This is a genomic window from Runella sp. R5_40 (genome assembly GCF_057652295.1).
The window spans coordinates 51,244-75,866 of sequence record NZ_JBYFCH010000027.1 but is presented as its reverse complement, the minus strand read 5'-3'; the positions used below and the strand labels follow the sequence as shown (position 1 = coordinate 75,866).

The 24,623-nt window shown below is 46.1% G+C and carries 12 protein-coding genes; 7 read left to right on the top strand and 5 right to left on the bottom strand.

What is annotated here, in order from left to right; translation table 11 throughout:
- Positions 1–50 precede the first annotated feature (50 nt).
- Entirely contained in the window at positions 51–13,034 is a 12,984-nt protein-coding gene (locus tag AC23N5_RS28040) for a Calx-beta domain-containing protein (protein WP_487758064.1), read from the bottom strand.
- Between the two features lie 205 nt (positions 13,035–13,239).
- Here AC23N5_RS28040 and AC23N5_RS28035 point away from each other — a divergent pair, with 205 nt between their 5' ends.
- Genes AC23N5_RS28035 through AC23N5_RS28010 form a run of 6 tightly spaced genes read left to right on the top strand, consistent with a single transcriptional unit; the run spans position 13,240 to position 16,268 of the window.
- The gene (locus AC23N5_RS28035; protein WP_487758063.1) at positions 13,240–13,824 is read left to right on the top strand and encodes a hypothetical protein; all 585 of its coding nucleotides are present in this window, start codon (positions 13,240–13,242) and stop codon (positions 13,822–13,824) included.
- Positions 13,825–13,856: 32 nt separating this feature from the next.
- The gene (locus tag AC23N5_RS28030; RefSeq protein WP_487758062.1) at positions 13,857–14,360 is read left to right on the top strand and encodes a phage tail protein; all 504 of its coding nucleotides are present in this window, start codon (positions 13,857–13,859) and stop codon (positions 14,358–14,360) included.
- A gap of 60 nt (positions 14,361–14,420) precedes the next feature.
- Positions 14,421–14,930 (top strand): phage tail protein, encoded by a 510-nt coding sequence (locus tag AC23N5_RS28025; RefSeq protein ID WP_487758061.1) that lies wholly within the window; start codon positions 14,421–14,423, stop codon positions 14,928–14,930.
- Positions 14,931–14,944: 14 nt separating this feature from the next.
- Positions 14,945–15,457 carry a phage tail protein gene (locus AC23N5_RS28020; protein ID WP_487758060.1) on the top strand — a complete coding sequence of 171 codons (513 nt, stop codon included), beginning with the start codon at positions 14,945–14,947 and terminating at the stop codon, positions 15,455–15,457.
- A 4-nt stretch (positions 15,458–15,461) separates the two neighbouring features.
- Positions 15,462–15,959 (top strand): GNAT family N-acetyltransferase, encoded by a 498-nt coding sequence (locus AC23N5_RS28015; RefSeq protein WP_487758059.1) that lies wholly within the window; start codon positions 15,462–15,464, stop codon positions 15,957–15,959.
- Between the two features lie 12 nt (positions 15,960–15,971).
- Positions 15,972–16,268 (top strand): DUF6916 family protein, encoded by a 297-nt coding sequence (locus tag AC23N5_RS28010; RefSeq protein ID WP_183976409.1) that lies wholly within the window; start codon positions 15,972–15,974, stop codon positions 16,266–16,268.
- Here AC23N5_RS28010 and dnaB read toward each other — a convergent pair.
- Together dnaB and AC23N5_RS28000 are read right to left on the bottom strand one after the other, a co-directional pair.
- Positions 16,265–18,904 carry a replicative DNA helicase gene (dnaB, locus tag AC23N5_RS28005; protein WP_487758058.1) on the bottom strand — a complete coding sequence of 880 codons (2,640 nt, stop codon included), beginning with the start codon at positions 18,902–18,904 and terminating at the stop codon, positions 16,265–16,267. The two genes, AC23N5_RS28010 and dnaB, sit on opposite strands and share 4 nt — an antisense overlap.
- A gap of 135 nt (positions 18,905–19,039) precedes the next feature.
- The gene (locus AC23N5_RS28000) at positions 19,040–20,095 is read right to left on the bottom strand and encodes a glycosyltransferase family 9 protein (RefSeq protein ID WP_487758057.1); all 1,056 of its coding nucleotides are present in this window, start codon (positions 20,093–20,095) and stop codon (positions 19,040–19,042) included.
- Positions 20,096–20,206: 111 nt separating this feature from the next.
- Between AC23N5_RS28000 and AC23N5_RS27995 the strand changes: the two genes are divergently transcribed.
- The gene (locus AC23N5_RS27995) at positions 20,207–20,590 is read left to right on the top strand and encodes a DUF423 domain-containing protein (RefSeq protein WP_487758056.1); all 384 of its coding nucleotides are present in this window, start codon (positions 20,207–20,209) and stop codon (positions 20,588–20,590) included.
- Positions 20,591–20,652: 62 nt separating this feature from the next.
- Here the strand turns inward: AC23N5_RS27995 and AC23N5_RS27990 are convergent, their stop codons facing one another.
- Together AC23N5_RS27990 and AC23N5_RS27985 are read right to left on the bottom strand one after the other, a co-directional pair.
- Positions 20,653–23,604, bottom strand: a complete 2,952-nt coding sequence (locus tag AC23N5_RS27990; protein ID WP_487758055.1) for a glycosyltransferase family 117 protein — start codon at positions 23,602–23,604, stop codon at positions 20,653–20,655.
- Positions 23,605–23,768: 164 nt separating this feature from the next.
- Positions 23,769–24,386, bottom strand: coding sequence for an NUDIX hydrolase (locus AC23N5_RS27985; RefSeq protein ID WP_183976662.1), 618 nt, complete (start codon positions 24,384–24,386; stop codon positions 23,769–23,771).
- Positions 24,387–24,623: the final 237 nt, after the last annotated feature.

Sequence of the window (24,623 nt, the reverse complement as noted above, 5' to 3'; positions counted from 1 at the left end):
GGCTGCCTCCGAAATGGAAACAGCCTTTTGAAAAAATTGTTTCAATGCGATTATTCTACTTTTACCACTTTCAAGGTAGCTTGTTTTTCCGAAGTTGCTACTTTCAAAAGGTACATTCCGCTTGGCAAGTCATTTACGTCAAACTCCTCTTGATGTGCATTGGTTTCTGCCACAAACAATCGGTTTTGTACCGTACGGCCAGTGCCATCCATCAACGTCGCTTTCACCTCTTTGCCTTTGCTATTGGCTACTTTGAGGCGAAGGATTTTTGAAACTGGGTTTGGCATAACCGTTGCAAAAGAGGCGTTATCGGTAATCTGTGGTCCGTTGTCCGAACCAGCCGTCCTCACTCCCCCAACACCTACTCCATCTCTCGATTGTATTCTGAACCAGTACTCTTGGTAAGTAAGTACATTTCCTTGAGGTTTGCGGGTTGAAGGATAAATACTACCCCAGCCTTTTTGGTCCCAATAGCGAACCCCCAACTTATACAACCCTTTTGGTAAGCCTGTATCGTACGTATTGCCTCCTGCGCCATTGTCTTCGTAGAAACCGTAGGCAGGGTGGTTTTGGGCGTACAACTCCGTCCAACCTTCACGGTTGGCGTACATGAAATAAGGCGCATTGTTTTCGTGGGTATTGAACGAACGTGGCACGCCTACCTCAGGAGTAGCCAACATGTCGAACGTCAACGAGCCTTCAGTTCCCAAATCACATACGTCTGCGTGGATGGTCCAGAAACGTGGTGCAGTCTTATTTACATTTTCCACGTGGTACAGCGTTGGGTTGGTTTGGGTGCTAAATTCCAACTCTGGGCCACCATCACGGGTGATAAATTGACTCGTCCAAAGTGACTTGTCGTTGGCGGCTTTTATGCCCGATTTAGTTTGGCCAATATTAATGAGGGTTAACTCAAAAGCTTTCCAAATCACCGTCATACGAACACTTTCTGCACTTTGGCAACCGTCGGTAAAAATACACTTTGCCCAGTAGCTTTGCTGTGTTGCATTACTAAACGCCACTTGGAAACTATTTTCGTTCACTCCAGTATTCCAGAATGCCTTACTACCTGCTGGACAATTGGCCGAAACCGTCACTGACGTACCCGTACAAACGATGGTGTTTGAAACCGACACCGCTGGGGCTGTGTTCACTGGCGCTACTGTGAATGTCACGACATTGCTCTTCTCACTCAAACAACCTGCATCTGTCTGGCAACGCGCATAATAAGATGTCGTTGTTGTAGGGCTCATCGCAGGCAAACTTCCCAAAACCGCGTTGGTCGTTGCATTGAACCATATTGTTGTGGTTCCAACACAGCTTGATATGCTCGTCATCGGTACAGAACCACCGCAGCTACTGGTTGGATTTAGGCTCACAACAGGCGTTGCTAAGGTTGTTACAGTTCTCAAACTCATCGAAGCCGATTCGGTTTCAATACACGACGGCGTTCCGTCGGCTTTACGACAACGAACGCGGTAATTATGAACAAGACCATCGACCAACTGACTCGGTGCAATTGTAGAATAATCGCCTCCATCAACCGAATACAAAATGATTTCTCCAGCAGCACAAGTGGCATTGAAGGTAATAGTTGTTCCAGGCAAGTCACAGAGTACTTTCGATTCACCCGCCGCCACTGTAACACCATCGGATACCAAAGACACATTTTGTGGAATCGATGCTCGGTAATTGATTGTCAATGTAATAATTCCTGTATAGGTTGTTGGGCAACTTGCATCGCAAGCCGCTTGATAGCGGTAGAGTTGGTTATCAGACGGCTGAGAAGTGGGTGCACTGCTCGACCACGCGCCCCATGTACCATTCCCCACTTGCACCCGCCAAACGGGATTCCCAACGACACACAGGCCCGTAACATTGAACTGTAAAGCATTCACTGGGTTACTATCAATGTCGCAAAGCGTACGCGTATTTCCTTCATTGAGTGTTTGTTGTTGGGCATTGAGGGTAATTTCTGGTTTTCCCTGTACCGTTACCGTCACCGAACTTCCAATAGTCGAACTACATCCGTTGGCGTCGCTCACACTCACCAATGTATAGGTGTAAATGCCAGGAACGCTCGTTGGTGCTGTCGTCGTTGAAGTATTCCCCGTTGAAACCAATGCCGTTTGAGGTGTGCCGTTGATTTGGTAATTGAAGGTATAAGGCGATGTACCATTTGCCCCCGTAAAAGTCACCATTGGCGCTGTTCCCGTAAGACATACCGTCGTTGTCCCCGCGATCGTCGCCGTTGGCAAAGGTGTATTTACGATGGTGCCTGTACCGTCTAAAGTAGCTCCGCCGCCGCTTAAACTTACGTTGCGGCCGTTGGCAGCGAGACTGCTCAAGCGTAGCAAAAGGGTTTCGTTAACTTCGTCTTTACAATCTCCGTTTATCGTTACCGTTACTGTTTTCGAGGTTTCACCAGCCGCAAATGTTAGCGTACCTGACGTACTTACGTAATCATTGTCGGCTATGGTAGCCGTGCCGTCCACTGTTGCATAGTTTACAACGACTGCCGCATCGGAAGGATTAGAAAGGTTCAAGTTAAACGTCATGGTCGTTGTTCCTGTACTTCCTTCAAATACCGATGGACTTGAAACAGTCAACACACTGGCATCATCGTTGGTAATAGTACCCGTACCCGAGCCATCCAAAATCGCCGCATTTATGGGGTCACTTAACGTCATTAAGATTGTTTCATCTAGCTCAACCGTGTTGTCTCCGTTCAAGACCACAGTGATGGTTTGCGAAAATGCACCACCTGCCGTAAAGGAAGCCGTACCATCCGCAAACATTTGATAGTCTGTACCTGATGCAGCAGTACCTCCCGTAATACCATATTTCACGGAACACGCATTGGCATTGACCGTACGAGTTATGGTAAATGTCAGGTTTGTCGTACCACTGTTTCCTTCTGTGATAGTTACGTCATTGATTGAGAATTGGGTATTTACAATTTGAATGGCATAATCTTCTACTTCTCCGTCGGTGGCCAAACCTTCGGGACTTAGGCCACCCGTGGAACTGATACGGAAACGGGCAAAGCTATTGCTTGGCGTAGCTCCTGAAGGTACGGGGAAGGTCAAGAGGTTATCTCCCGAATTCACGGCAATATTGTCAAACACTTTTTCGCCACTATCAAACGTGCCATTGTTATCAAAATCAACCCAAGCATCCAGCTTTCCTGCGGCTGAAGCTTTGACCGTCACGCTCGCAGTGGTATTCAATACCAATACGGAAGGCAACGTAACGCCATCATCGTCAGTGCCATCGCCTGTTGCGGTTGCGTTGGGTTGTCCATCTAAATCCGCATCTACCGTCAATCCCAAATGAATTCCTCCTGGGGCGTTGGCGTGGCGCGGGCCATTGCTGGCCGACAACGTTTTGTACGTATCAGGTGCATCACCCCAATCCAATTCATCGTTTTCTATCGTACCCGTTTGCGCAGTACCTGCCACGGTTACGCCCACTGGCGCTCCCGTGATTGCTCCCAATGCGACCGTAAAGAGTTCATTATCTTCAATTTTCAAATCACCTTTGGCCTGAACCGTGATAGTTTTAGTTTCGTTTGCCGTGCCCGTAAATGTTAAACTACCATCGTTGTCAGTATAGTCATTATCAGCAATCGTCGCCGTGCCATCGCTTGTCGTATAAGCCACCGTAAAACCTCCTTGAACTGGGTTTGTTAATGTAGCAGTAAAGGTATAATCTACCGTTCCTGTATTTCCTTCTGCTTTTGCGATTGTTCCTGTCAACGTTACCGTTGAAGCATCGTCATTGCTAATGGTACCTGTCCCCGTTGCAGTACCTAAAATCACATTTCGACTTGGCGCCAACAAACTACTCAATGTCACGTTGTAAACCTCGTTGGCTTCTACTTTATTATCATTCGTAATGGCTACGTCCACGGTTTGTGCAGTAGTAGTACCCGCGAGGAAGGTTACCGTTTGGTTCACCGCGGTGTAGTCATTGTCGGCAGTGGTTGCAGCGCCATTCGAGGTTGCAAAATTTACGGTTACATCTATATCCACAGGATTACTCATAGTTACCGTAAATGTTTGTGGCGTAGTTGCCTCGCTTTGGCTTACGTTTCCTGCCAACGATACTATGGCCTGATCGTCGTTGGTGATGGTGGCCGTTTGAGGGCTACCACCTGGCATAATAGCGGCTAATTGGATAGCACTGGTCAACGTAATTGCCCCTAAAGAGGCTTCAAACGTTTCGTTGGCTTCTACCAAGTTATCTCCTAGCACATTTACCGTCCATGTTTGAGTTTCGCCAGCGGTTCCAGTAAACGTCAAGCTACCATCATTGTCAGTATAATCTGTTCCCACTGTTGCGGTGCCATTTCCTGTGGCATAGGCTACTTGGAAACCTCCTTGAACGGCTGCCGACAAGGTAGCTGTAAAGGTATATGCCGTGTTGCCGCTGTTTCCTTCGTTTTTAGCCACTCCCCCTGACAACGTAAGCGTCGCGGCGTCGTCGTTATTGATGGTGCCCGTTCCAGTGCCCGTGCTGATGGCTCCATTGGTAGGGTTTGAAAGCGTAACTATTACCGTTTCGTTATCTTCCACTACCACATCCCCGTTCACCACCACAGTAATGTCTTGCGTAAGTGCCCCTCCAGCTAGGAAATTAACCGTTCCCGATGCAAAGGCTACATAGTCACCGCCTGACGTAGCCGTTCCGCCAGTAATGGCATAAGCTACTGAAGATGGTGCTGCGTTGGTCGTTCGGCTAATGGTGTACGTTAAGTTAGTCGTACCAGTATTCCCTTCCGTCACGGTAGGGCTCGTGATAGCAAACTGGTTATTCAAGATACTTACTTGGTAATCTTCTACTTCTCCGTCGGTAGCCTCTCCTGTGGGCGACAAACCACCTGATGTACTCACGCGGAAACGAGCGTAGGATGTCCCTAAACTAGCTGCTGGTACGTTGATTGGGACAGTATTACTCCCCACCACTAAGCTAACCCCGTCAGCCACTTTTTCGTTTGCATCATCCCAATCGCCATCGCGGTTAAAGTCAATCCACGCGTCTAATTTAGAAACTGCCGATGCCGTCACGGTCACACTTGCCGTAGTGTTGATGATAAAGGCACTTGGTAAAATGACGCCATCGTCGCCAGTAGCATCGCCATTGGCCGTCAATGTGGGTTGCCCGTCCAAATCTGCACTTACGGTTGTCCCTAAAAATACGCCTCCTGGTGCCAACTTATGGCGTGCGCCGTTGTCAGCAAGGGTAGTTGGGTACGAACTTGCAAAGCCACTTTGAGCGGCGGTAGGTGCGTCACCCCAATCCAATTCGTCGTTTTCTATCGTACCCGTTTGCGCAGTACCTGCCACGGTTACGCCCGCTGGCGCTCCTGAAATTGCTCCCAATGCGACCGTAAATAGTTCATTATCTTCAATTTTCAAATCACCTTTGGCCTGAACCGTGATAGTTTTAGTCTCATTTGCCGTGCCCGTAAATGTTAAACTACCATCGTTGTCAGTATAGTCATTATCAGCAATCGTCGCCGTGCCATCGCTGGTCGTATAAGCCACCGTAAAGCCACCTTGAACTGGGTTAGTTAACGTAGCCGTAAAGATATAATCTACCGTTCCTGTATTTCCTTCTGCTTTTGCGATTGTTCCCGTCAGCGTTACCGTCGCGGCATCATCATTGGTAATAGTACCTGTGCCTGAAGTAGTACCAAAACTAACACTTCGGCCCGACGCCGATAAAGCACTCAGGGCAACGTTGTAAACCTCATTGGCTTCTACTTTATTATCATTCGTAATGGCTACATCCACGGTTTGTGCGGTAGTTGTACCCGCAAGGAAGGTTACCGTTTGGTTCACCGCGGTGTAGTCATTGTCGCTAGTTAATGCCGTTACATCCGTTGTCGCAAAATTTAACGTAACGTCCACATCCACAGGATTACTCAAATTGACCGTAAATGTTTGTGGCGTGGTTGCCTCGCTTTGACTGACATTTCCTGCCAACGACACCGTAGCGGCGTCATCGTTGGTGATGGTGGCCGTTTGGGGACTGCCACTCAGAGAAATGGCGGCCAATTGAATGGCACTCGTCAAAGTAATTGCACCCAACGCCGCTTCAAACGTTTCGTTGGCTTCTACCAAGTTATCTCCTAGCACATCTACCGTCCACGTTTTAGCTTCGCCAGCGGTTCCAGTAAACGTCAAGCTACCATCGTTGTCGGTATAATCTGTTCCCACTGTTGCGGTACCATTTCCAGTAGTATAAGCTACCTGGAAACCTCCTTGAACGGGTGCCGACAAAGTAGCTGTAAAAGTATATACTGTGTTTCCGCTGTTTCCTTCGTTTTTAGCCACTCCTCCTGACAACGTAAGCGTCGCGGCGTCGTCGTTATTGATGGTGCCCGTTCCAGTGCCTGTGCTGATGGCTCCGTTGGTAGGGTTTGAAAGCGTAACTATTACCGTTTCGTTATCTTCCACTACCACATCCCCGTTCACCACCACAGTAATGTCTTGCGTAAGTGCCCCTCCAGCTAGGAAATTAACCGTTCCCGATGCAAGGGCTACATAGTCACTGCCTGACGTAGCCGTTCCGCCAGTAATCTCATATGTTACTGAAGATGCTGTTGAGTTGGTCGTTCGGCTAATGGTGTACGTTAAGTTAGTCGTACCAGTATTCCCTTCCGTCACGGTAGGGCTCGTGATAGCAAACTGGTTATTCAAGATACTTACTTGGTAATCTTCTACTTCTCCGTCGGTAGCCTCTCCTGTGGGCGACAAACCACCTGAGGTACTCACACGGAAACGAGCGTAGGATGTCCCTAAACTAGCTGCTGGTACGTTGATTGGGACAGTATTACTCCCCACCACTAAGCTAACCCCGTCAGCCACTTTTTCGTTTGCATCATCCCAATCGCCATCGCGGTTGAAGTCAATCCACGCGTCTAATTTAGAAACTGCCGATGCCGTCACGGTCACACTTGCCGTAGTGTTGATGATAAAGGCACTTGGTAAAATGACGCCATCGTCGCCAGTAGCATCGCCATTGGCCGTCAATGTGGGTTGCCCGTCCAAATCTGCACTTACGGTTGCCCCTAAAAATACGCCTCCTGGTGCCAACTTGTGGCGTGCGCCGTTGTTAGCAAGGGTGGTTGGGTAGGAACTAACAAAGCCACTTTGAGCGGCGGTAGGTGCATCACCCCAATCCAATTCATCGTTGTTGATCGTACCCGTTTGAGGACTGCCTGTCAACAAAAACGCACTAGTAGAAATTGGAGTGGCTGTAACGGAGTTAATAGTAGTGGTAAAATCCTCATTGTTTTCGACTTTTAGATCTCCATTCACCAGTACCGTAAATTGATGGCTTTCCCCCGCAGTTCCCGTAAAAATCAATGCCCCATCATTGTCTGTATAATCATTATCGGCAAGGGTGGCTGTACCATCATTGGTAGTGTAGTTGACGCTAAAACCTCCTTGTACAGCATTGGTTGATGATACCGTAAATACATAGGAGGTTGTTCCTGTATTTCCTTCATTCTGAGCAATGCCACCGCTTAGGGTAATCGTGGTGTTGTCATTATTAGTAATTGTTCCCGTACCCGTTGTTTTAGGACCAAACGTTACATCTCGGCCCGACGCCGATAATGCGCTCAGGGCAACGTTGTAATTCTCATCGATTTCTACTATGTTATCGTTTGAAACGGCCACATCTACCGTTTGGGCCGTTGTCGTACCCGCTGGGAATGTTACCGTTTGATTGACTGACGTATAGTCACCTGTTGTTGCTGTCCCATCCGTTGTTGCAAAATTTAACGTAACAGCCACATCCACAGGATTACTCAAATTGACCGTAAATGTTTGCGGCGTAGTTGCCTCGCTTTGGCTGACATTTGCTACCAGCGATACCGTGGCCTGATCGTCGTTGAGAATGGTAGCCGTTTGAGATGGACTAGGTACATTGATAGAAGAAGACAATGGCCCCGTAACCGAATTGATAGTTACCGTAAATGTCTCATCCAATTCTACTTTCGTGTCTCCTCTGGCGAGCACAGTAATTGTACGCGTTTCTCCCGCAGTTCCAGTAAATGTTAATGTACCATCATTATCATCATAGTCATTATCAGCAGTAGTGGCCGTAACATTGTTGGTCGAGTAGTTAACGGTAAAACCTGAAGCCATGTTTTTATCTAACGTCACATTGAAAAGATAAGACACCGTACCCGCAGTTCCTTCGTTTTGGGCAGCAGGGCTACTTAACGTCAAAGAAGCAAAATCATCGTTTGTAATCGTTCCCAGTCCTTGCCCATCAGAAATAGCCCCATTGCTTGGCGCTGTAAGATTGACAAAGAATGTTTCATTACCTTCCACTTTGGTATCTCCGTTGACCGTCACCGTAATTGTCTTTTCGGATTCTCCAATGGCAAAACTCAATGTACCACTTGTACTTGTGTAGTCATTATCGGCAGTAGTTGCAGTATTGTCCGCCGTTGCGTAGTTAATCGTTTCGGCCGTGGCTGTACTGGTTCGAGAAACCGTAAAGGTAAAGTTTGTTAAACCCGTATTACCCTCATTGACAGTCACGTCATTAATAGAAAACTGAAGATCGTCGTCCAGAATAGTACCAAGTCCTTGGGCATCCATAATGCTTACTGAACTTAGCAACCCGCCACCTACGGCCAAGTTTGTAAGGTTCACAAAGAAGGTTTCGTTCGCTTCGCCAATGACATCCCCAATGACAGGAACAGTAATCGTTTTAGAAGTTTCACCTGCATTAAACGTAACGGTACCGCTGGTAGTGGTATAGTCTGTTCCAGCAGTGGCTGTTTGTGGGGCGGTAGCATAATTGGCAGTAACAGTAGTACTCACAGGATTGTCCAATGTAACCGTAAATACAAAATTGGTATTTCCAGCATTTCCTTCAATGAGTGATACGTCGTTGATGGTCATCCGAGAATTATCATCGTTGGTGATGGTACCAGTTCCTGTACCCGATGAACCCGAAACGATGACATTACGGGAATTTGCATTTACCCCGCTTAGAAGGACTAAAAAAGTTTCGTTGGACTCTACCAATACATCGCCATTGACTGTGACATTGAAAGTATGAGTTTCTCCTGCGGTACCAGTAAAGTTAATAACTTCGCTATTAGACACATAGTCTGAACCCGCCGAGGCTGTCCCAACTGAAGTAACAGCATTAACCGTGAAGGGTACATCTACGGCCTTATCGGAAGTAATGGTGAAAGAATAGATTTGCGTACCCGAATTTCCTTCAGAATTTGAGACACTATTAATACTCAATACCGCTTGGTCATCGTTGGTAATCGTTCCTAGCCCAGTTGCTTTAGTAAGTATTATTCCATAAGGTGCGCCTGAAAGCACAACCTCAAAGGTTTCATTCAATTCTACAATATCATCCGCATTAACAGTAACCGAAACCGTAGCAGTGAGGCTTCCACCCGTGGTAAAGTTCACTGTTCCGCCCGAAATAGGAGTAAAATCACTACTGTTTGTCGTATTGTTGTTAGTATTTACGGCCAAACTAAAGGCGTCATCGGTATTGTCCCGCGTTACGGTAAAAGTGAACGTAGTGGTACCACCGCCGTTACCTTCACTGAGTGTTACATCATTGATTGAAACAAGCGTCGGGGTTCTAAAACCAAAATCAAGTGTAGTATTGTTTTCTACGTCACTAACATTATACGCTAATGTAATGGCTTGGCTGGCGATTGAACCATTGATGGCATCTTGGCCATTGTCATCGTTGTCTGCATTTAAGTTAGGATCAGGGGCAGTCCCCCCTGGGCTAGAAATTAGACCATTAAGAGGCTTTCCTGAACCGAATTCTGACGAGGGAATTTGAACGATGTAATCTCCCGTACACAAATTACTGAATAAGTATAAACCTCCTCCTGCGGTGGTTGTGTTAATGACAAAGGTATCCCCCGCATCTAAAGTGCCATTACCATTATCGCGGTAGAGGTTTACCAATACACCATCAATTCCTGCATCGGTGCCTCCATTAAAAACACCATTTTTGTTGTTATCTCTAAACACCAAATTTCCCAACGAATGTTTCGACAACTGGGTGACGGTAGGATTAATCGCTCCTCCAGCCACATCATCGGTGAGCACATTGCTGATATTACTTCCCGTCACCGTTCCTTGATTTGATATTTGGCATACCCCCGCAGGAAGTGGTGTATTGATTGATACCTGAAACTTAATGGTAAACACCCGATCCGCAGGAAGTAAAAAACCACTTGGATCACCGACGGTCACGGTTTCACCCGCCAAAACCACCCCCTTGCGTGCTGCTTCGTCGAGGGCTGCTTGGATATTTTCGGCCGTGGCAGCCGTAGCTTGGTTATCAATTTCTTGTTTTGGCGCTTCAACCACTTGGGCTACTTCGACAACCTCCTGTTTGGTTTCCTCTTTTGCAAGAATTTCCGCGGCGATGCGGGCGGTAGGGTGCGATGGGGCAGAACAAGTAGAAGTACTAACAGAATAGGTCGGAGTACCCGTTTCGGTTTGCAACATACCAGCTGAGTTAGTGTTTCCCCTAGCCGTCCAATAGGTAGGAACATCAGGCCCATTGCTTCCCTGTAAAATCAAATCTCCTGAGGTTGGATCGAGGTCTCTAACTCGAATGGCTCGCGTGCTTGATGGACCATTTACATTGTTAGCTAGTACATCACTACAAAGGGTAATAATTTCGTCATTGGCCGCTCCTGTCCCCCCCATTCTCAATTCAACACCTTCTAAACTGATTGCATCTCTGGTAAGGGTATTTCCATTAACAAAAAAATCGAGGCGACTGGCTAAGGTTGTACCAACCCGGGCAATCCCTTGAATGGTTGCTTCACCATTGACAAGACCAATGTTAGCATTGTTCTTTATTTCGTATTTGGCCAAACCATTTTGCTCGTGCAACATCCGAACAGTACTAAATATAGTAGGAGCCGTATGGTTGTGAGTTATATTGGTGTTGTTATTCAAACGGCCATTTAACCTAGAAGTATTGAAAGTAGAACTTAACACCGCTGCTTCATTAGCCGCCTCAATATCGGTACAGTTGACAATGTTGTAATTAATAGTTGCAGTACCTACTGATCCCACTTCAATCCCTGCCATGGGAGTTCCAAATCGTTCAACTTTGCAATTGTTAATATTGGCGCTAAGATTGGAACTACCTTCGGCAATCATTTGAATCCCTTTTGTGCCTGCCCTTTGGAAACGGCTATTTGTAAGGTTAATGGTAGCAGTAGCCGAACCTTGCGTACGGGCTTCAAAACAGTCTGCTCCAGTGGGATCGTTAAACGTACAGTTATTGACTGTCAAAGTGAGCGTTCCAGTGTTGTTGATGAGGTGAAAATTACGAACGGCGGATGTTTCAAAAGTAGAACCCGAAATGGAACAAGTACCACTTAGGTTACGGAACTTCAGGGCACTTTCATCTTCGGATGGAGCATCTCCATTGCCCGTGGCTGTACAATTGTCCATGGTAAGATTGCTCACACTCAAGCCCATAATACCGTGCTCTTTAGTAGCTCCAATGTCAATATTATTGAGGGTTACGGTATTGACCACATTCATATAAATGGCTGCAAAACACGCCGCAACATCATCTTCATCACACTGTGTATCAAAACCACCATCGCTGGATGAATTGGCAGAAGGGAGATTCATATTTTTTAAAGTAACGTTTGCTGCGTTACGTATTTCAATCCCACGCCCAGAAATATTGGTTAAAGTTCCCCCTGAAGCATCTGTTGTACCCGTACCTGTGATCTGGAAACTACCCGTTGTGTTTTGTAAGAAAATACCGTTGGACGCATTAGAGGCCGACACACTCTCAAGGATAACATCAAGCGACCCATTGTTAAAACTAACCCCAGGGCCTCCCGAATTGGTGATGCTCACATCGCGTACCAAAGCAGTGCCAAAAACATCACCTTGCAACGACGTGCCACCTGTATTAATGATGTTTACTCCTCGCACTTGGTTCTGCGACTGCATATTCACGGTGTTAGCATTCTGACTAATCGTTGGTCGAGTGCCATTGATAGCAGGAATGGTAGCCCCCCCCATTGGTGGATGCACCGAAAACGTTACCCCTGCCAAAGCCGCTAAACTTGCCCCAATAGCTCCTTGCCCAATCAACTTTTGTTGTCCCAACAGTAGGGTACTGGTATTGTTATTATAAGATCCCGAGTAAACAAAGATATTATCGCCCACTCCATCCAATGACGTGCCATTGAAGGAATTCATATTATTAAAAGGGGAGTTAAGGCGTCCATCACCGTTAGTACTAGCACTCGCATTGATAAACCAAATCATTCCCGTCACTGTGATGCTGACTGTCCCCGTTGAGCTGAACGTGCCATCCGTTACTGTATATTTGAAGCTAGTTGTACCCTCATATCCTCGATTTGGGTTAAAGGTAAAACTCCCGTTAGGATTAAAAGTTACGGTTCCTTCGGTGCCTGTTACATCCACTCCGCTGACTGTAATGGCATCGCCGTCAAGGTTTACGTCATTCGCTAAAAGACCGCTTCCTACGGGCACGTCGATAGATACGTTCCCTACAGTAGAATAGGCATCATTCACGGCAATAGGTGCTGTTTTAAGCGAACCAGGAACCAATGTTGTATTGGGGTCAATGGTATCGGTAAATTTTACGCCCGTGGCATCATCTACTGTAGATGAATTGGTAATAGTAATGGTATATTCTAGCACATCGCCTGGCGTTGGCCCCGAAGTGCCGTTGTCGGTTCCTACTTGGGCTACCGTTTTTAAAGCAGAAACGGAAGGTGCCAACCACCACGTTTTCACTTGGGTAGCTAGGTTAGTTCCATTTGGAGGTGGCGCCAAAGGACTGAGTGGCAAGATCTTTCGCTTTGCATTGGCATTCGCAACTGGGTTTCCTTTGGCCAATTTTTCATTGGGAGACGCAACAGGTTTTAGCTGATAGTTGTCTTCTGGAAGGGAGAAAAGTTGAATCAGTACACTGAGTACTAAGCTCACCGAGATGGGAGTAGAGATTTTCATGACGTAGTAGTTTTTCAAAACTGAGTATAACGTGTAATAAATTATTCAAAAGTAGTCGAAAAAATTTCAAAAAAAATAATTTTAATGTACTATTTTTTATATCTTTGTTCGTGGAGGCGCAAAAAATTATACCAATAAAGCATATTTGGTAAATAGTTTTAATGAGTCTCCATCAACGTTGAAAAACTCTATTCTTTACTCAGTTATGCAAAGACGGCCGTTTATAAAGCTATTAGGTACTTCCTTGGGCAGCCTTCCGTTTTTATCGGGTTATGCTCAATCGCCTATCTCTTCCCCCCAAACATGGTCTCAATGGTTATCGCAACTTGTTAGTATTTGTCCCATTGAATCCGTTTCGATTGCTTCAGCTGGCGCTTTACCAGCGCCTCTACCTGCCGTTCTTTCAGGAGAATTTTCGCAAGCAGAAAATCAAGTTTACTTTTATGAACAACAGCAATACTGTTTGCAGGTGTTTGAAAAAAAGCACCCAACGCTAGGCACCCTAGACTTGATGGTTCCGTTTTGGCAACGCCAAGCAACGGGGACTTGGGAAAAAATCGCGTGTTGGTCATTGTTTGAATTACAAGCCCTCGCTGAAGCTTCTATGCAATTAGGGACTACTACCTTTGCCACCCTTATCCCGTTAAAAGCTAGTAAGACGGGGCGCTACCTAAGTGCCAAAGGTGACGTACATCTTCAATCGTATCTTCACTCGAACAACTACATTGTAACAACTATTCTCCTCAAAAAGAACACATATATCCTCTGGGAATCAAGACCTTTATCTTAATTTTTCATTGTTTTACTAAACCCTCAAATGTTATGGCAGAACCGTTTTTGTCCGAAATTCGGATCATGAGTTTTGTGTTTGCACCCAAAGGTTGGGCGCTTTGTAATGGGCAATCACTTCCCATCAACCAAAACCAAGCATTGTTTTCTCTTTTAGGCACTACGTTTGGAGGCAATGGCCAAACCACTTTTAATTTACCCGATTTACGTGGTCGAACCCCTATCCACGTAGGGAGTGGGCATACGTTGGGTGAGCGCGCAGGTGAGCAAGCGCATACTTTATCCATTTCAGAATTACCCACCCACACCCACGTAGCCACTGCTACCACAGCCTCACAGAATTCTATTGCGCCAACTACCAGTAGTTATTTTGCCAATTCGTCTCCTTCTGAATTCTATTCTGGAACGGCCAACGTAGCTATGAACCCAGGAATGATAACTAATACGGGTGGGAGTCAGGCACACCTTAACATGCAGCCTTTCCTGACGCTGAGTTTTACAATAGCATTACAGGGAATCTTCCCAAGCCCCACCTAGTAGGCTACCCTACACTTTTACTGTATTTACCTTTTCTTTAACCCTTAAACTTCAACGATTATGGCTCAACCTTATGTTGGCGAAATACGAATGTTTGCAGGTAATTTTGCCCCCGCAGGATGGATGTTTTGCGAAGGGCAACTTGTCCCTATTTCGGAATACGAGACCCTTTTTAACCTTATTGGTACTACCTACGGTGGAGATGGACAGTCAACCTTTGCCCTGCCCGATTTACGTGGGCGCCTTCCTATTCACCAAGGGAACGGATTTATTTTGGCCGAAACGGGTGGTGCCGAAGAAATTACCCTGACAGTTAATCAAATTCCAGCCCATTCCCATCCGTTTTTGGGCAATGACTCTCCTGGAACAGGAAGCACCCCTTCTGGGGCTACATTTGCTCGAAATGCTTCCGCAGATGGTTATTCCACGGATTCTTCAGGTGGGGTAGTAAATTTTCCACCACAGGCTGTGAGATCTACTGGAGGATCCCAACCACATACTAATTTTCAACCGTATTTATGTGTGGATTTTATTATCTCCCTATTTGGCATTTTTCCTTCACCTACCTAAAACACAAACTTATCATGGATCCATTTGTAGCAGAAATCCGCATATTCCCTTTTAATTTTGCCCCCAAAGGATGGGCGTGGTGTGACGGTCAGTTATTACCTCTATCTCAAAATACTGCTTTATTTTCCCTATTAGGCACCACTTATGGGGGCAACGGAAAAAGCAATTTTGCCCTCCCTGATTTGCAAGGCCGAGCTCCCATGCATCCAGGTCAAGGGCCTGGGTTGTCTTTACACGATTTGGGTGAAACTGGAGGCAGTGAAACCGTCTCTCTTTTAGAAAGTGAGATTCCATCCCATAGCCATACGTTGCGTGTGGTCAATGACGGAGGGTTACAGTCTAATCCCGCAGGTGCCTATGTCGCTCGTGCAGGTCTCTATAATTCATCACCCGGAGGCAATTTTGCTTCAATGTCAATGAATGCAATGGCACCCGCAGGTGGCGATCAGCCTCATAATAACATGATGCCTTATTTGACGTTTTATTTTAACATTGCATTACAAGGAGTCTTTCCTCCTCGCACGTAATTGAATGAGTGAAATGTTTTTTAGAGCAAGAGCTATCAATGAAGCAGATTTGCCTGCTTTATTAGAAATTTATGCCAGTACTAGGGCCGAGGAATTGGCCCTAGTACCTGACTGGACCGAAGCACAAAAGCGTACTTTTGTGACCCAGCAGTTTATGGCCCAGCACCAGTATTACCAAGAATTGTACAAAGGAGCTGACTTACAAATCATCGAAACAGAACAGCAAGCCATCGGACGGCTGTATGTGCATTGGCAGTATAGTCCCACCGAAGTACGTATCATGGACATTGCCATCCTCCCCCCCTACCGAGGCCAAGGGTTGGGCAGCAAGCTCCTAGAAGCAGTGCTTCGCCAAGGGGCCGTTCTTGGCAAATCGGTGACAATTCATGTGGAATATAACAACCCCGCTCTGCATTTATACGAGCGTTTGGGCTTTAAAAAAATCGGAGAATTTAATACGGTGTACCATTTGTACCAATGGAAACCCGATTCTACCTCTTAACTTTTGTAGAAAATGATTGATACCTTACAAATTACTGATTTTCAACCTTATCTAAATCAGGACTTTACCATTCATTTTGCGTCGGAAGCAAGTCACCCTGCTCAACTCACTCGCGTTTCGGCCTGGAGTACTGGTGTCGGCAATTACCGTCAACCTTTCACGCTTGAGTTTGAAACAGACATGACGCGTCAGTATTACTTACAGGGTACTTTTACTCTAACGCACCCCACTGCGGGCGATGTGCAACTTTTTATGGTGCCCATCGGTCCTGGCGCAAAAGGGATGCGTTATGAGGTTGTATTTAGCTAAAACGGAGGCTCATCTAGCGGATTTGGGGGTGGAAAGTTCATCCCCATATCGCCCAAATCGTTGGCTTTACTTTTGAAAGTTCCCCCCGTCGAAGCAGGTGGGGTATCAAACGAACTCGCCGCTTGTGCCCTGGCTTCTGGATTAAACGATGGCGTAGGCGAGGAAGCTGCGCCATAAAAACTATCCAAATCGGCAAATTTGGTGTATTTACCAATAAACCGCAGCTGAATGGTATCCAACGAACCACTACGGTTTTTGGCGACAATTACTTCTCCTACTCCTTGTACTGAATTACCCGCTTCATCTTGCGTAAACCCATAATATTCAGGACGATACAAGAACGCAACCATGTCCGCATCCTGCTCAATTGAGCCCGATTCACGTAAGTCAGACAGCTGCGGACGCTTATCACCACCACGGGTTTCGACGGCACGACTCAACTGCGACAAGGCAATCACGGGTACATTCAGTTCTTTGGCTAAGTTTTTCAACGCCCGCGAAATCGACGCAATTTCTTGTTCGCGGTTTCCTGCCCCCTTGCTGCTATCGCCTTGCATAAGCTGCAAGTAGTCAATCACGACCATTTGAATGTCGTGTTGTTGTTTCAAACGGCGGCATTTGGCCCGTAACTCCAGAATCGACAAGGCGGGGGTGTCATCAATATAGATAGGCGCGCGCATCAGTCGGTCGATGCGTTGGTGGAGTTGTGTCCACTCGTGCGGGGCTAAGTTTCCTTTCTTTAGTTTTTCACTGTCAATCTCGGCTTCGGCCGAAATCATACGATTGACCAACTGCACCGCCGACATCTCCAAAGAGAAAATCGCCACGGGCATTCCAAAATCCACGGCAGCATTTCTTAGGCTTGAAACGACGAAGGCCGTGTTGTGCGTCACGGTCATGTCTTCCAACAAAAACAAGTGATTCCCATCAATTTCAAAGCCATAATAGTCATCAAAACAATCAAACTCCACTTGGACTCCCGTTACGCGCCAATCAATGTTGCTTCGTCTTTCTCGTGCTTTTTTCCGCTCAATTTTTACGGGTATTTTGGTCAAATCCCCACTGATTCGGACACGATATACTTCTGTTTCGTAGCCAATCGAGCTAATAGATGCCTTTTTGGCATTTAAAGAAACCCTAAACCCAAGAGAATCACCCAAATACTTGATTTGTTCGGCCAATCTTTTGTTTTTCTGGGTGATTTCGTAACAATCATAATCACTCTGATAGTGTCCATCACTATCTATCAAGCCCGCCAAAAGCTTGAGGCGATTTTTGGAAGAATTATATAAAAAACTGTCAGGAATGTGTTTGTTGCCAATCGTATTCAAATGACGAAGTTCTTCCTGCAAACACACTTCGGTTTTTAACCCTCTCTGACCAGATGTAATTCCATAATTAGGGGCTTTGCCCTTCTGCTGATACTTGACAAGTTGTAGATTTAACTCATGCGCATAGGTATCCAGATACGCCACCACTTCTTCATCGGTATTCGTAACGCGCGAACTGTACGAATGCCCATCCCCTAGCCAAATTCCGAAAAAATAAGGGTCTATTTCAACAGTTTTTTCTGAAAGCTCAATCGGAACCTTATAACCTTTGTAATTACTCTTAAACTTATTTGACTTTTTGAGGTAATCGCGAACTTCGATGTTGAGTACATCACCTTTTTGATGCCCCCCTTCATTTCTGCTACGTTTCAAGGACAAAATATGGCTTTCATTCACCCGATAGCTTATCCCTCTATTCTGGTGTACCCAATACATATTTTCTTTACCTCGCGCCAATGACAGCACCCGTCTAGGTGTAGAGTCATCTCCCATCAACAAATCGCCGACTTGCACATCCTCAACGTTGCGAAGCGTACCGTCATACATGACTACTTTTGTGCCTTTTCCTAAACACTTACCCATCGCTGGCCGAGCGGCAAGAATCACCAATTCGGTAGGTTGCCAACCCGACGTGAGGCGGTCGAGTTGCGTAAAACCTGAGGGGACGCCCGTCAGACCGTCTTTTTGTTCGCGACGGCGCTCCAACTCGCGTAATGCCTCGGTCATGAGCGCGCTCATGTCGGCGTAATTCTTGCGAATATTGGATTCAGAAATTTTAAAAAGCGATTGTTCTACGGTATCAAGCAGCGTAAAAACGTCGGTCGTATCCTCAAACGCATCTTGCAAAATCTTTGATGCCACCGAAATCATTTCTCGCTTCATCGACGCTTGCGCAATGACCCGAGCGTGGTATTCGATGTTCGCTGCGGAGTTTACTTTGGTGGTTAGGGCCGTAATGTACTGTGCTCCACCCACTACTTCTAGCTCGCCCAATTGACGCAGCTGAGTCGTAACCGTCAACAAATCAATAGGTTCAGAGTTTGTAAAGAGCGTAATAATCGCATTATAGATGCGTTGGTGCGCTTCTTTATAAAAACTGTCCGACTTTAAAATATCAATAACCGCGTTGAGCGCGTCTTTTTCAATCATCAAAGCCCCCAGCACTGCCTCTTCCAACTCAAGTGCTTGAGGTGGAAGTTTTCCTGCACCCGCTCCCGACTCCAACCAGCGGTTATTATTTGCCGCTCGCGAGCCATATCCTGACGTGCCTTTTCGAAGAAAATTATGGGACTTATCGTTTTCCATTTGTGTCAAAATAAACTACTTAATTGCTTACGTACAGTTAATTGTTAACCGTTATTTGTACTGATTACTATTCACTAACTGGAATTTTATATCCAGTTTAATTTTGCACAACTACTTAACCCACACGGTTAACAATTAACTGATAACGGTTAACTGTGCATTATAACTTTTTGCCAAAATTGCCTCTATTTGTCCCCGAACCCATTGGTATTCAAGCGCTGAACACGTTTTACCCGTTTGCCAAAGCAAACGAGCATTGCGGCCATTTTGATAGTCGCCTGAGTATGGCATGTACGTATCGAAGTTATTTAATTTACCAAAAAGTAATATACCATACGTACCTACAGCATTTGCCAAATGAGCAGGCCCGCTGTCTATTCCAATAAAATATTCAGCTCTACGAATAATTTCCGCCGTTTGTAACAACGAATACTTTCCGCAAGCATCCATGTACTTGGCGCTTCTCACCGAATTTTTGCTTTTTAGCCCAATTTCTACCACCGTATAGCCCAAGTCTTCAATCAACCAATAAATTAGCTTTTCCCAATTGGGAACTGACCAATCTTTGGCTGGATAATTGGAACTGCAATGAATCACAATTAGTTTCTGGGGCAGGTTTAAATTCGCAATTTTTTGCGCGTCCGCCGCTGGAATGTACAATTGAGGCACGTCATCTTTGACGGGCAACTCTGCACACAACTGAAAGATAGTCAGCAAATTACCTTTTTCAAAGTAATTAAATACGGTTATATCTTTTGCAGCTGCCACTTCGTTTTTGTGAACCCTTCCGCTGATGGCGTCCAAATTACTTTGCCAAAATTCAAGGTTATATACTTTATCAAAAACCCCTGAATTAAAAACCAACAAACGGCGTAACACCGTAGGCTGCGCCCAAGCTTCATTGATGACAGGATGGGTCGCGACCAACTCTTTAAAAGCAGGCTTTACAACCCACACTATATAATCGTTTGGGTGTGCTTCCCGTACCTGACGCGCAAGGGGTTCGGCCGCCACAATGTCGCCAAAATGTTCCGTACGAATGATAGCCACCAGTTTTTTACGTCCCAAAAAAGACAATTTTAACCCCAAAAAACGTACGATTGTAGCAAATGCAAGTACGTATTCTTGGGCTATGTAGGTATATTTTCGGTAGCGATGTTTCCAAAGTGTAACAAAATCTGATAAGCTCATGCCGTTGGAGGTCAAAATCCTATGGTAAGTTTCTATCTACAAAGTTAGCCTAAAAACGGATTTATAAAGAAAGTAATCTATTTTTGGTTCAAAAACGTTTTTTCAATTCATATGAATGATAAATTTTTCATCCAAGCAGGTGCTTTATTAGGAGCAGTTGCCGTGGCGCTAGGGGCTTTCGGAGCCCATGCGCTCAAAGCCATGCTCGAAACCAGCGGCCGAGCCGACACCTTCGAAACGGCCGTTAAATACCAGTTTTACCACGCCATTGGCCTCGTTTTGATTGGTATTTTGCTCCAAAACTGCGCCGTCAATGCAGAGCGCTTTTACCACTGGTCGGGCTATGCCTTTTTAGTGGGTGTTGTTATTTTTTCGGGCTCGTTGTACACCATTTGTTTTACGGGCATTCGTGCTTTTGGCGCCATTGCACCCATTGGAGGTACACTGATGATCATCGGCTGGGTGCTTCTGCTCCTCGCCGCTGGCAAAAAATAAGCGCTCATTTCCATAAAAAAGGCTGCCTTGTTGGGCAGCCTTTTTTTTATTGTAGTCACCGACTAGCCACCGAGTGCTGTCATGTATTGTTGCAACAGCGCCTCGTATTTCTTGGCAGCGGCATCCTGTTTTCCTTCACGACACGCATTGGCAAGCGTTTGAAGGATGTACAATTGGATATTGCTGTCTTGATTTGAATGATGCTGAATGTTGTATTTCAACACCGACTCTGCCCGCGTAGCCATCGTGTTGGCAATGTCAAGGCCTTTTTTGGTTTCGCCCAAGTTCAACAAGAACCCTACGTAGTTGGCCGAAATCTGGTCGTACGGAATGGTCTTGTCTGGCATTTTGGCCAAAATAAAGTTCATCGCCGCTTTGGCTCTGTCCATCTTTCCTTCACGAATCAACTGATCAACTAGACGCATGAACGCAATACGCGCCGAGAATGCTGGCGAGCCCTTGAACGTACCGTCGTAGTACGTATTGGCATTGTCAAGCTCACGCCAGAAGGTCTTCTTCATCAAGTTCTCGCTCATGATGTCGGTGTTTACGTAACCGTCTGATGCGCCAGGTACACGCACTGGCAACAAGCGATACGCATACCCTTCCAACTGCATATACTCTTTCAAGTTGAGGTAGTTTTCGTTGGTCAACGTTCCTGAGAAATAAATCGGGCGCTTCCAATCGTTGGTCGCGATGATGTCGAGCATAATAAGGTCAGACTTGTACAAATCGCGCTTACCGATGTTCCATTGCATGGTATCTTTTACAAACGACGCCAACTCCGATTTAAGGATATTCATCTTTTGCACTTGTTCTGGATTAATACCCAACACCAACACCGACGATGGCAAGATGCTCGTCATTTCGCCGCTCGTCAATGGCACCTGAATCGCCGCGTTGTTTTGTTTTACCAACGACATGTATTCTTTCAAATTGATACCGTTTTTCACAGCTGGCATTTCATAGAAAGGCACAATGTCGTTTTTACCCGCCGCAAAGTTTTCGTAATTCAACGAAATAGGTAGCGGCTGCGACTCGTACGTTTTGCGCTTCATTTGGCCAATGTACCAGTCAGTACCCAACAAGCTCAAGTTACAAACGCGCACGTCGGTACGGAAGCCTTCTACTTCTTGTACGTACCAAAGTGGGAAGGTATCGTTATCACCTCCTGTAAATAAGATGGCGTTTGGCGCGCAAGAATTTAACAAGTTTTTGGCAAAATCAACCGAATGATAACGGTGGCTACGGTCGTGGTTATCCCAACCTTTAGCCCCCATCAACAACGGTGCCGACAATCCTAAAGCAGTAGCAATCCCCGCGCGGGTAGTAGCCGATGGTAAAAACTTGGTCAAGAAATCGTAAATGAATAGCACCCCAAGCCCAATCCAGAACGCAAAGATGTAGAACGACCCCACGTAAATATAATCACGTTCGCGCGGTTCTACTGGTGGAGAGTTGAGGTAAACGACGAGGGCAATCCCCATCATCAAGAATAACAAGCCCGTTACCAAGAAATCGGTACGACGGCGGAAGGCTTGAATGACAATTCCTAAAAGGCCCAAAATAAACGGAATCATGTAGAAATTATCACGAGCGCGATTGGTAGCCATTACATCAGGCAACCCTTCGTTGGTATCCCACGGACGAAGTCCACCCGCGCCTTCTTCGTCGCTTTCACGGCCTACAAAGTTCCACAAGAAATAACGCCAGTACATGTGCCCCAACTGGTGCGAGAAGAAAAACGACAGGTTGTCGCCCATGCTTGGTTTTTGACCTTCGGCCAAATTAAGCTTGTCGCGGTACAACTGCGGGTGATTCCCTTGGTTGCTGTGTACGCGAGGGAACAACATTTGTTGGTTTTTCTCATATACATATTCTGGACGGTAATCGGCAATGACATAACGACCGTTTGATTTACGGTAAATCGGCTCGCCGCGCTCCGAATTGATTGGACGCGCCGTAAACACAGGCCCAAACAACAACGGACGACTACCGTACTGCTCGCGTTTTAGGTACGAAACGTAGCTAATGACGTCGCTTGGATCGTTTTCGTTGATTGGCGGATTGAAGTTTGAACGAACCAACACCAAGAAGTAAGAAGCGTAGCCAATCAAAACAAACGTAAATGACAACAACGCCACGTTCCAAATTTCGTTTTCTTTTTTAGCAGTGTAGCGGATTCCCCAAATCAAGGTACCCACAAATAATAACAAAAACACCACGATACCCACCGAATAAGGTGTACCTAAGGTATTGACAAAGAAAATTTCAAATTTACCCGCAATCGACGGCAACCACACAATCACTCCCGAGTTGATGATCACAAGCACCACCAAACCTCCTACAAACGCAGCGATTCCACCCCACAAGGTAGGTTTGTATTTTTTGAAATAATACACCAACGCCAACGCAGGCAAGGTTACCAAGTTGAGCAAGTGGACGCCGATTGACAACCCTACCAAATAGAAGGTAAAAATCAACCAACGGTTGGCCGCAGCTTCGTCTTCGATGCGTTCCCACTTCAACACCGCCCAAATAACGATGGCCGTAAAGAACGACGAAAGACCATACACCTCCGCTTCGACAGCCGAAAACCAAAAGGAATCAGAATACGTATAGGCCAATGAGCCCACAAGTCCAGAACCTACCACGGCGATGATTTCGCCCATTGAAAGCTCGTCGTCTTGTTTACCCAAAATTTTGCGGGCCAACAATGTGATACTCCAAAATAAAAATAGGATGGTGAAAGCACTTGATACCACCGACACCATGTTGATCCAATACGCTACTTGGGTGACATCGCCCATGGCCAGCATCGAAAACAGACGGCCAATCAGCAAAAATAGTGGTGCTCCTGGAGGGTGTGGTACTTGGAGTTTGTACGAACAGGCGATAAACTCGCCGCAATCCCAAAAGCTTGCTGTACGCTCTACGGTAAGTACATAAGTGACTAGCGCTATGGCAAATACGAGCCAGCCAGAGAGGGTGTTTATTCGGTTAAATTTAGACATGAATAATTAGTAGAAATGTGAAAAGTCTTGAGTTTACAATCAATACATTGGGACACCAATTAGGTTGCTACTTTGGCTTTCTACTACGAAAGCCGTGCCAAAATTAGCAAATTCGGTAGAAAGCCGACGAAACGTCGGTCTTAAAAGTTGTTAAAAGAAGGATATTATCCAAGAAGCGTCGTCAACTCGCTTATCATCATGGCGGTAGCACCCCACACTTTATGCCCCTGAATATCGTAAAAAGGGGTTTCGATGGTAACCCCACGCACTTCGAGTTGCGTGCGGCCTATCACCCCTTCATCGAGCAGTTCGTCGAGGCTCACTTCGAGAACGGCCTCCACTTCGCGCGGATCGGGGTAAAAGTCGGGTTTGTAGGGGAGTTTGCCCACCACGGGCAGCACATAGAAGTTGCTGGGAGGAATAAACAATTCCGTCAGTTTGCCCAACACCTTCACGTCGGCGGCTTTGATGCCAATTTCTTCTTGGGCTTCGCGCAATGCGGTACGTATCAAGTTTTCGTCCGTTTTTTCATAACGTCCTCCAGGAAAAGCCATTTGGCCTGCGTGTACTCCGTCGTATTTAGGGCGAAGAATGAGGGGGGCAAAAATTTTATCGCGGTAAGGATAAAACAAAATCAAGACGGCCGAGCGGCGCGTTTTCTCGTTAGGTTGGGCTTTCAACCGCAGCCTATTGGCAGAGGCCATTTTAAGATGCGCGTCTTGCCCCGGCAGTGGCAACTGCAGTTGTTGTTCGAGGTGATGTATAAAATCGTGAAACGGCATCGTTACTTTGCTAGTACTTTTACGAAAGCGCAATTTAGCGGTATTATGCTTTTATTAATCTTTTTTTTACAAAAAACTAATGATTTTTTTGCACAATTTTCAAAATAATTGCTTAGCGCAGCACCCGTGTAACTGCCCGTCTCACCGTTTTGTTTAGAAGCACCAGACGCTATGTCCCTAATTTCTATTGACTTCTGTGGGTAATGGAGAAAGAGGAATAGCTCGTGAGCCTCGTGG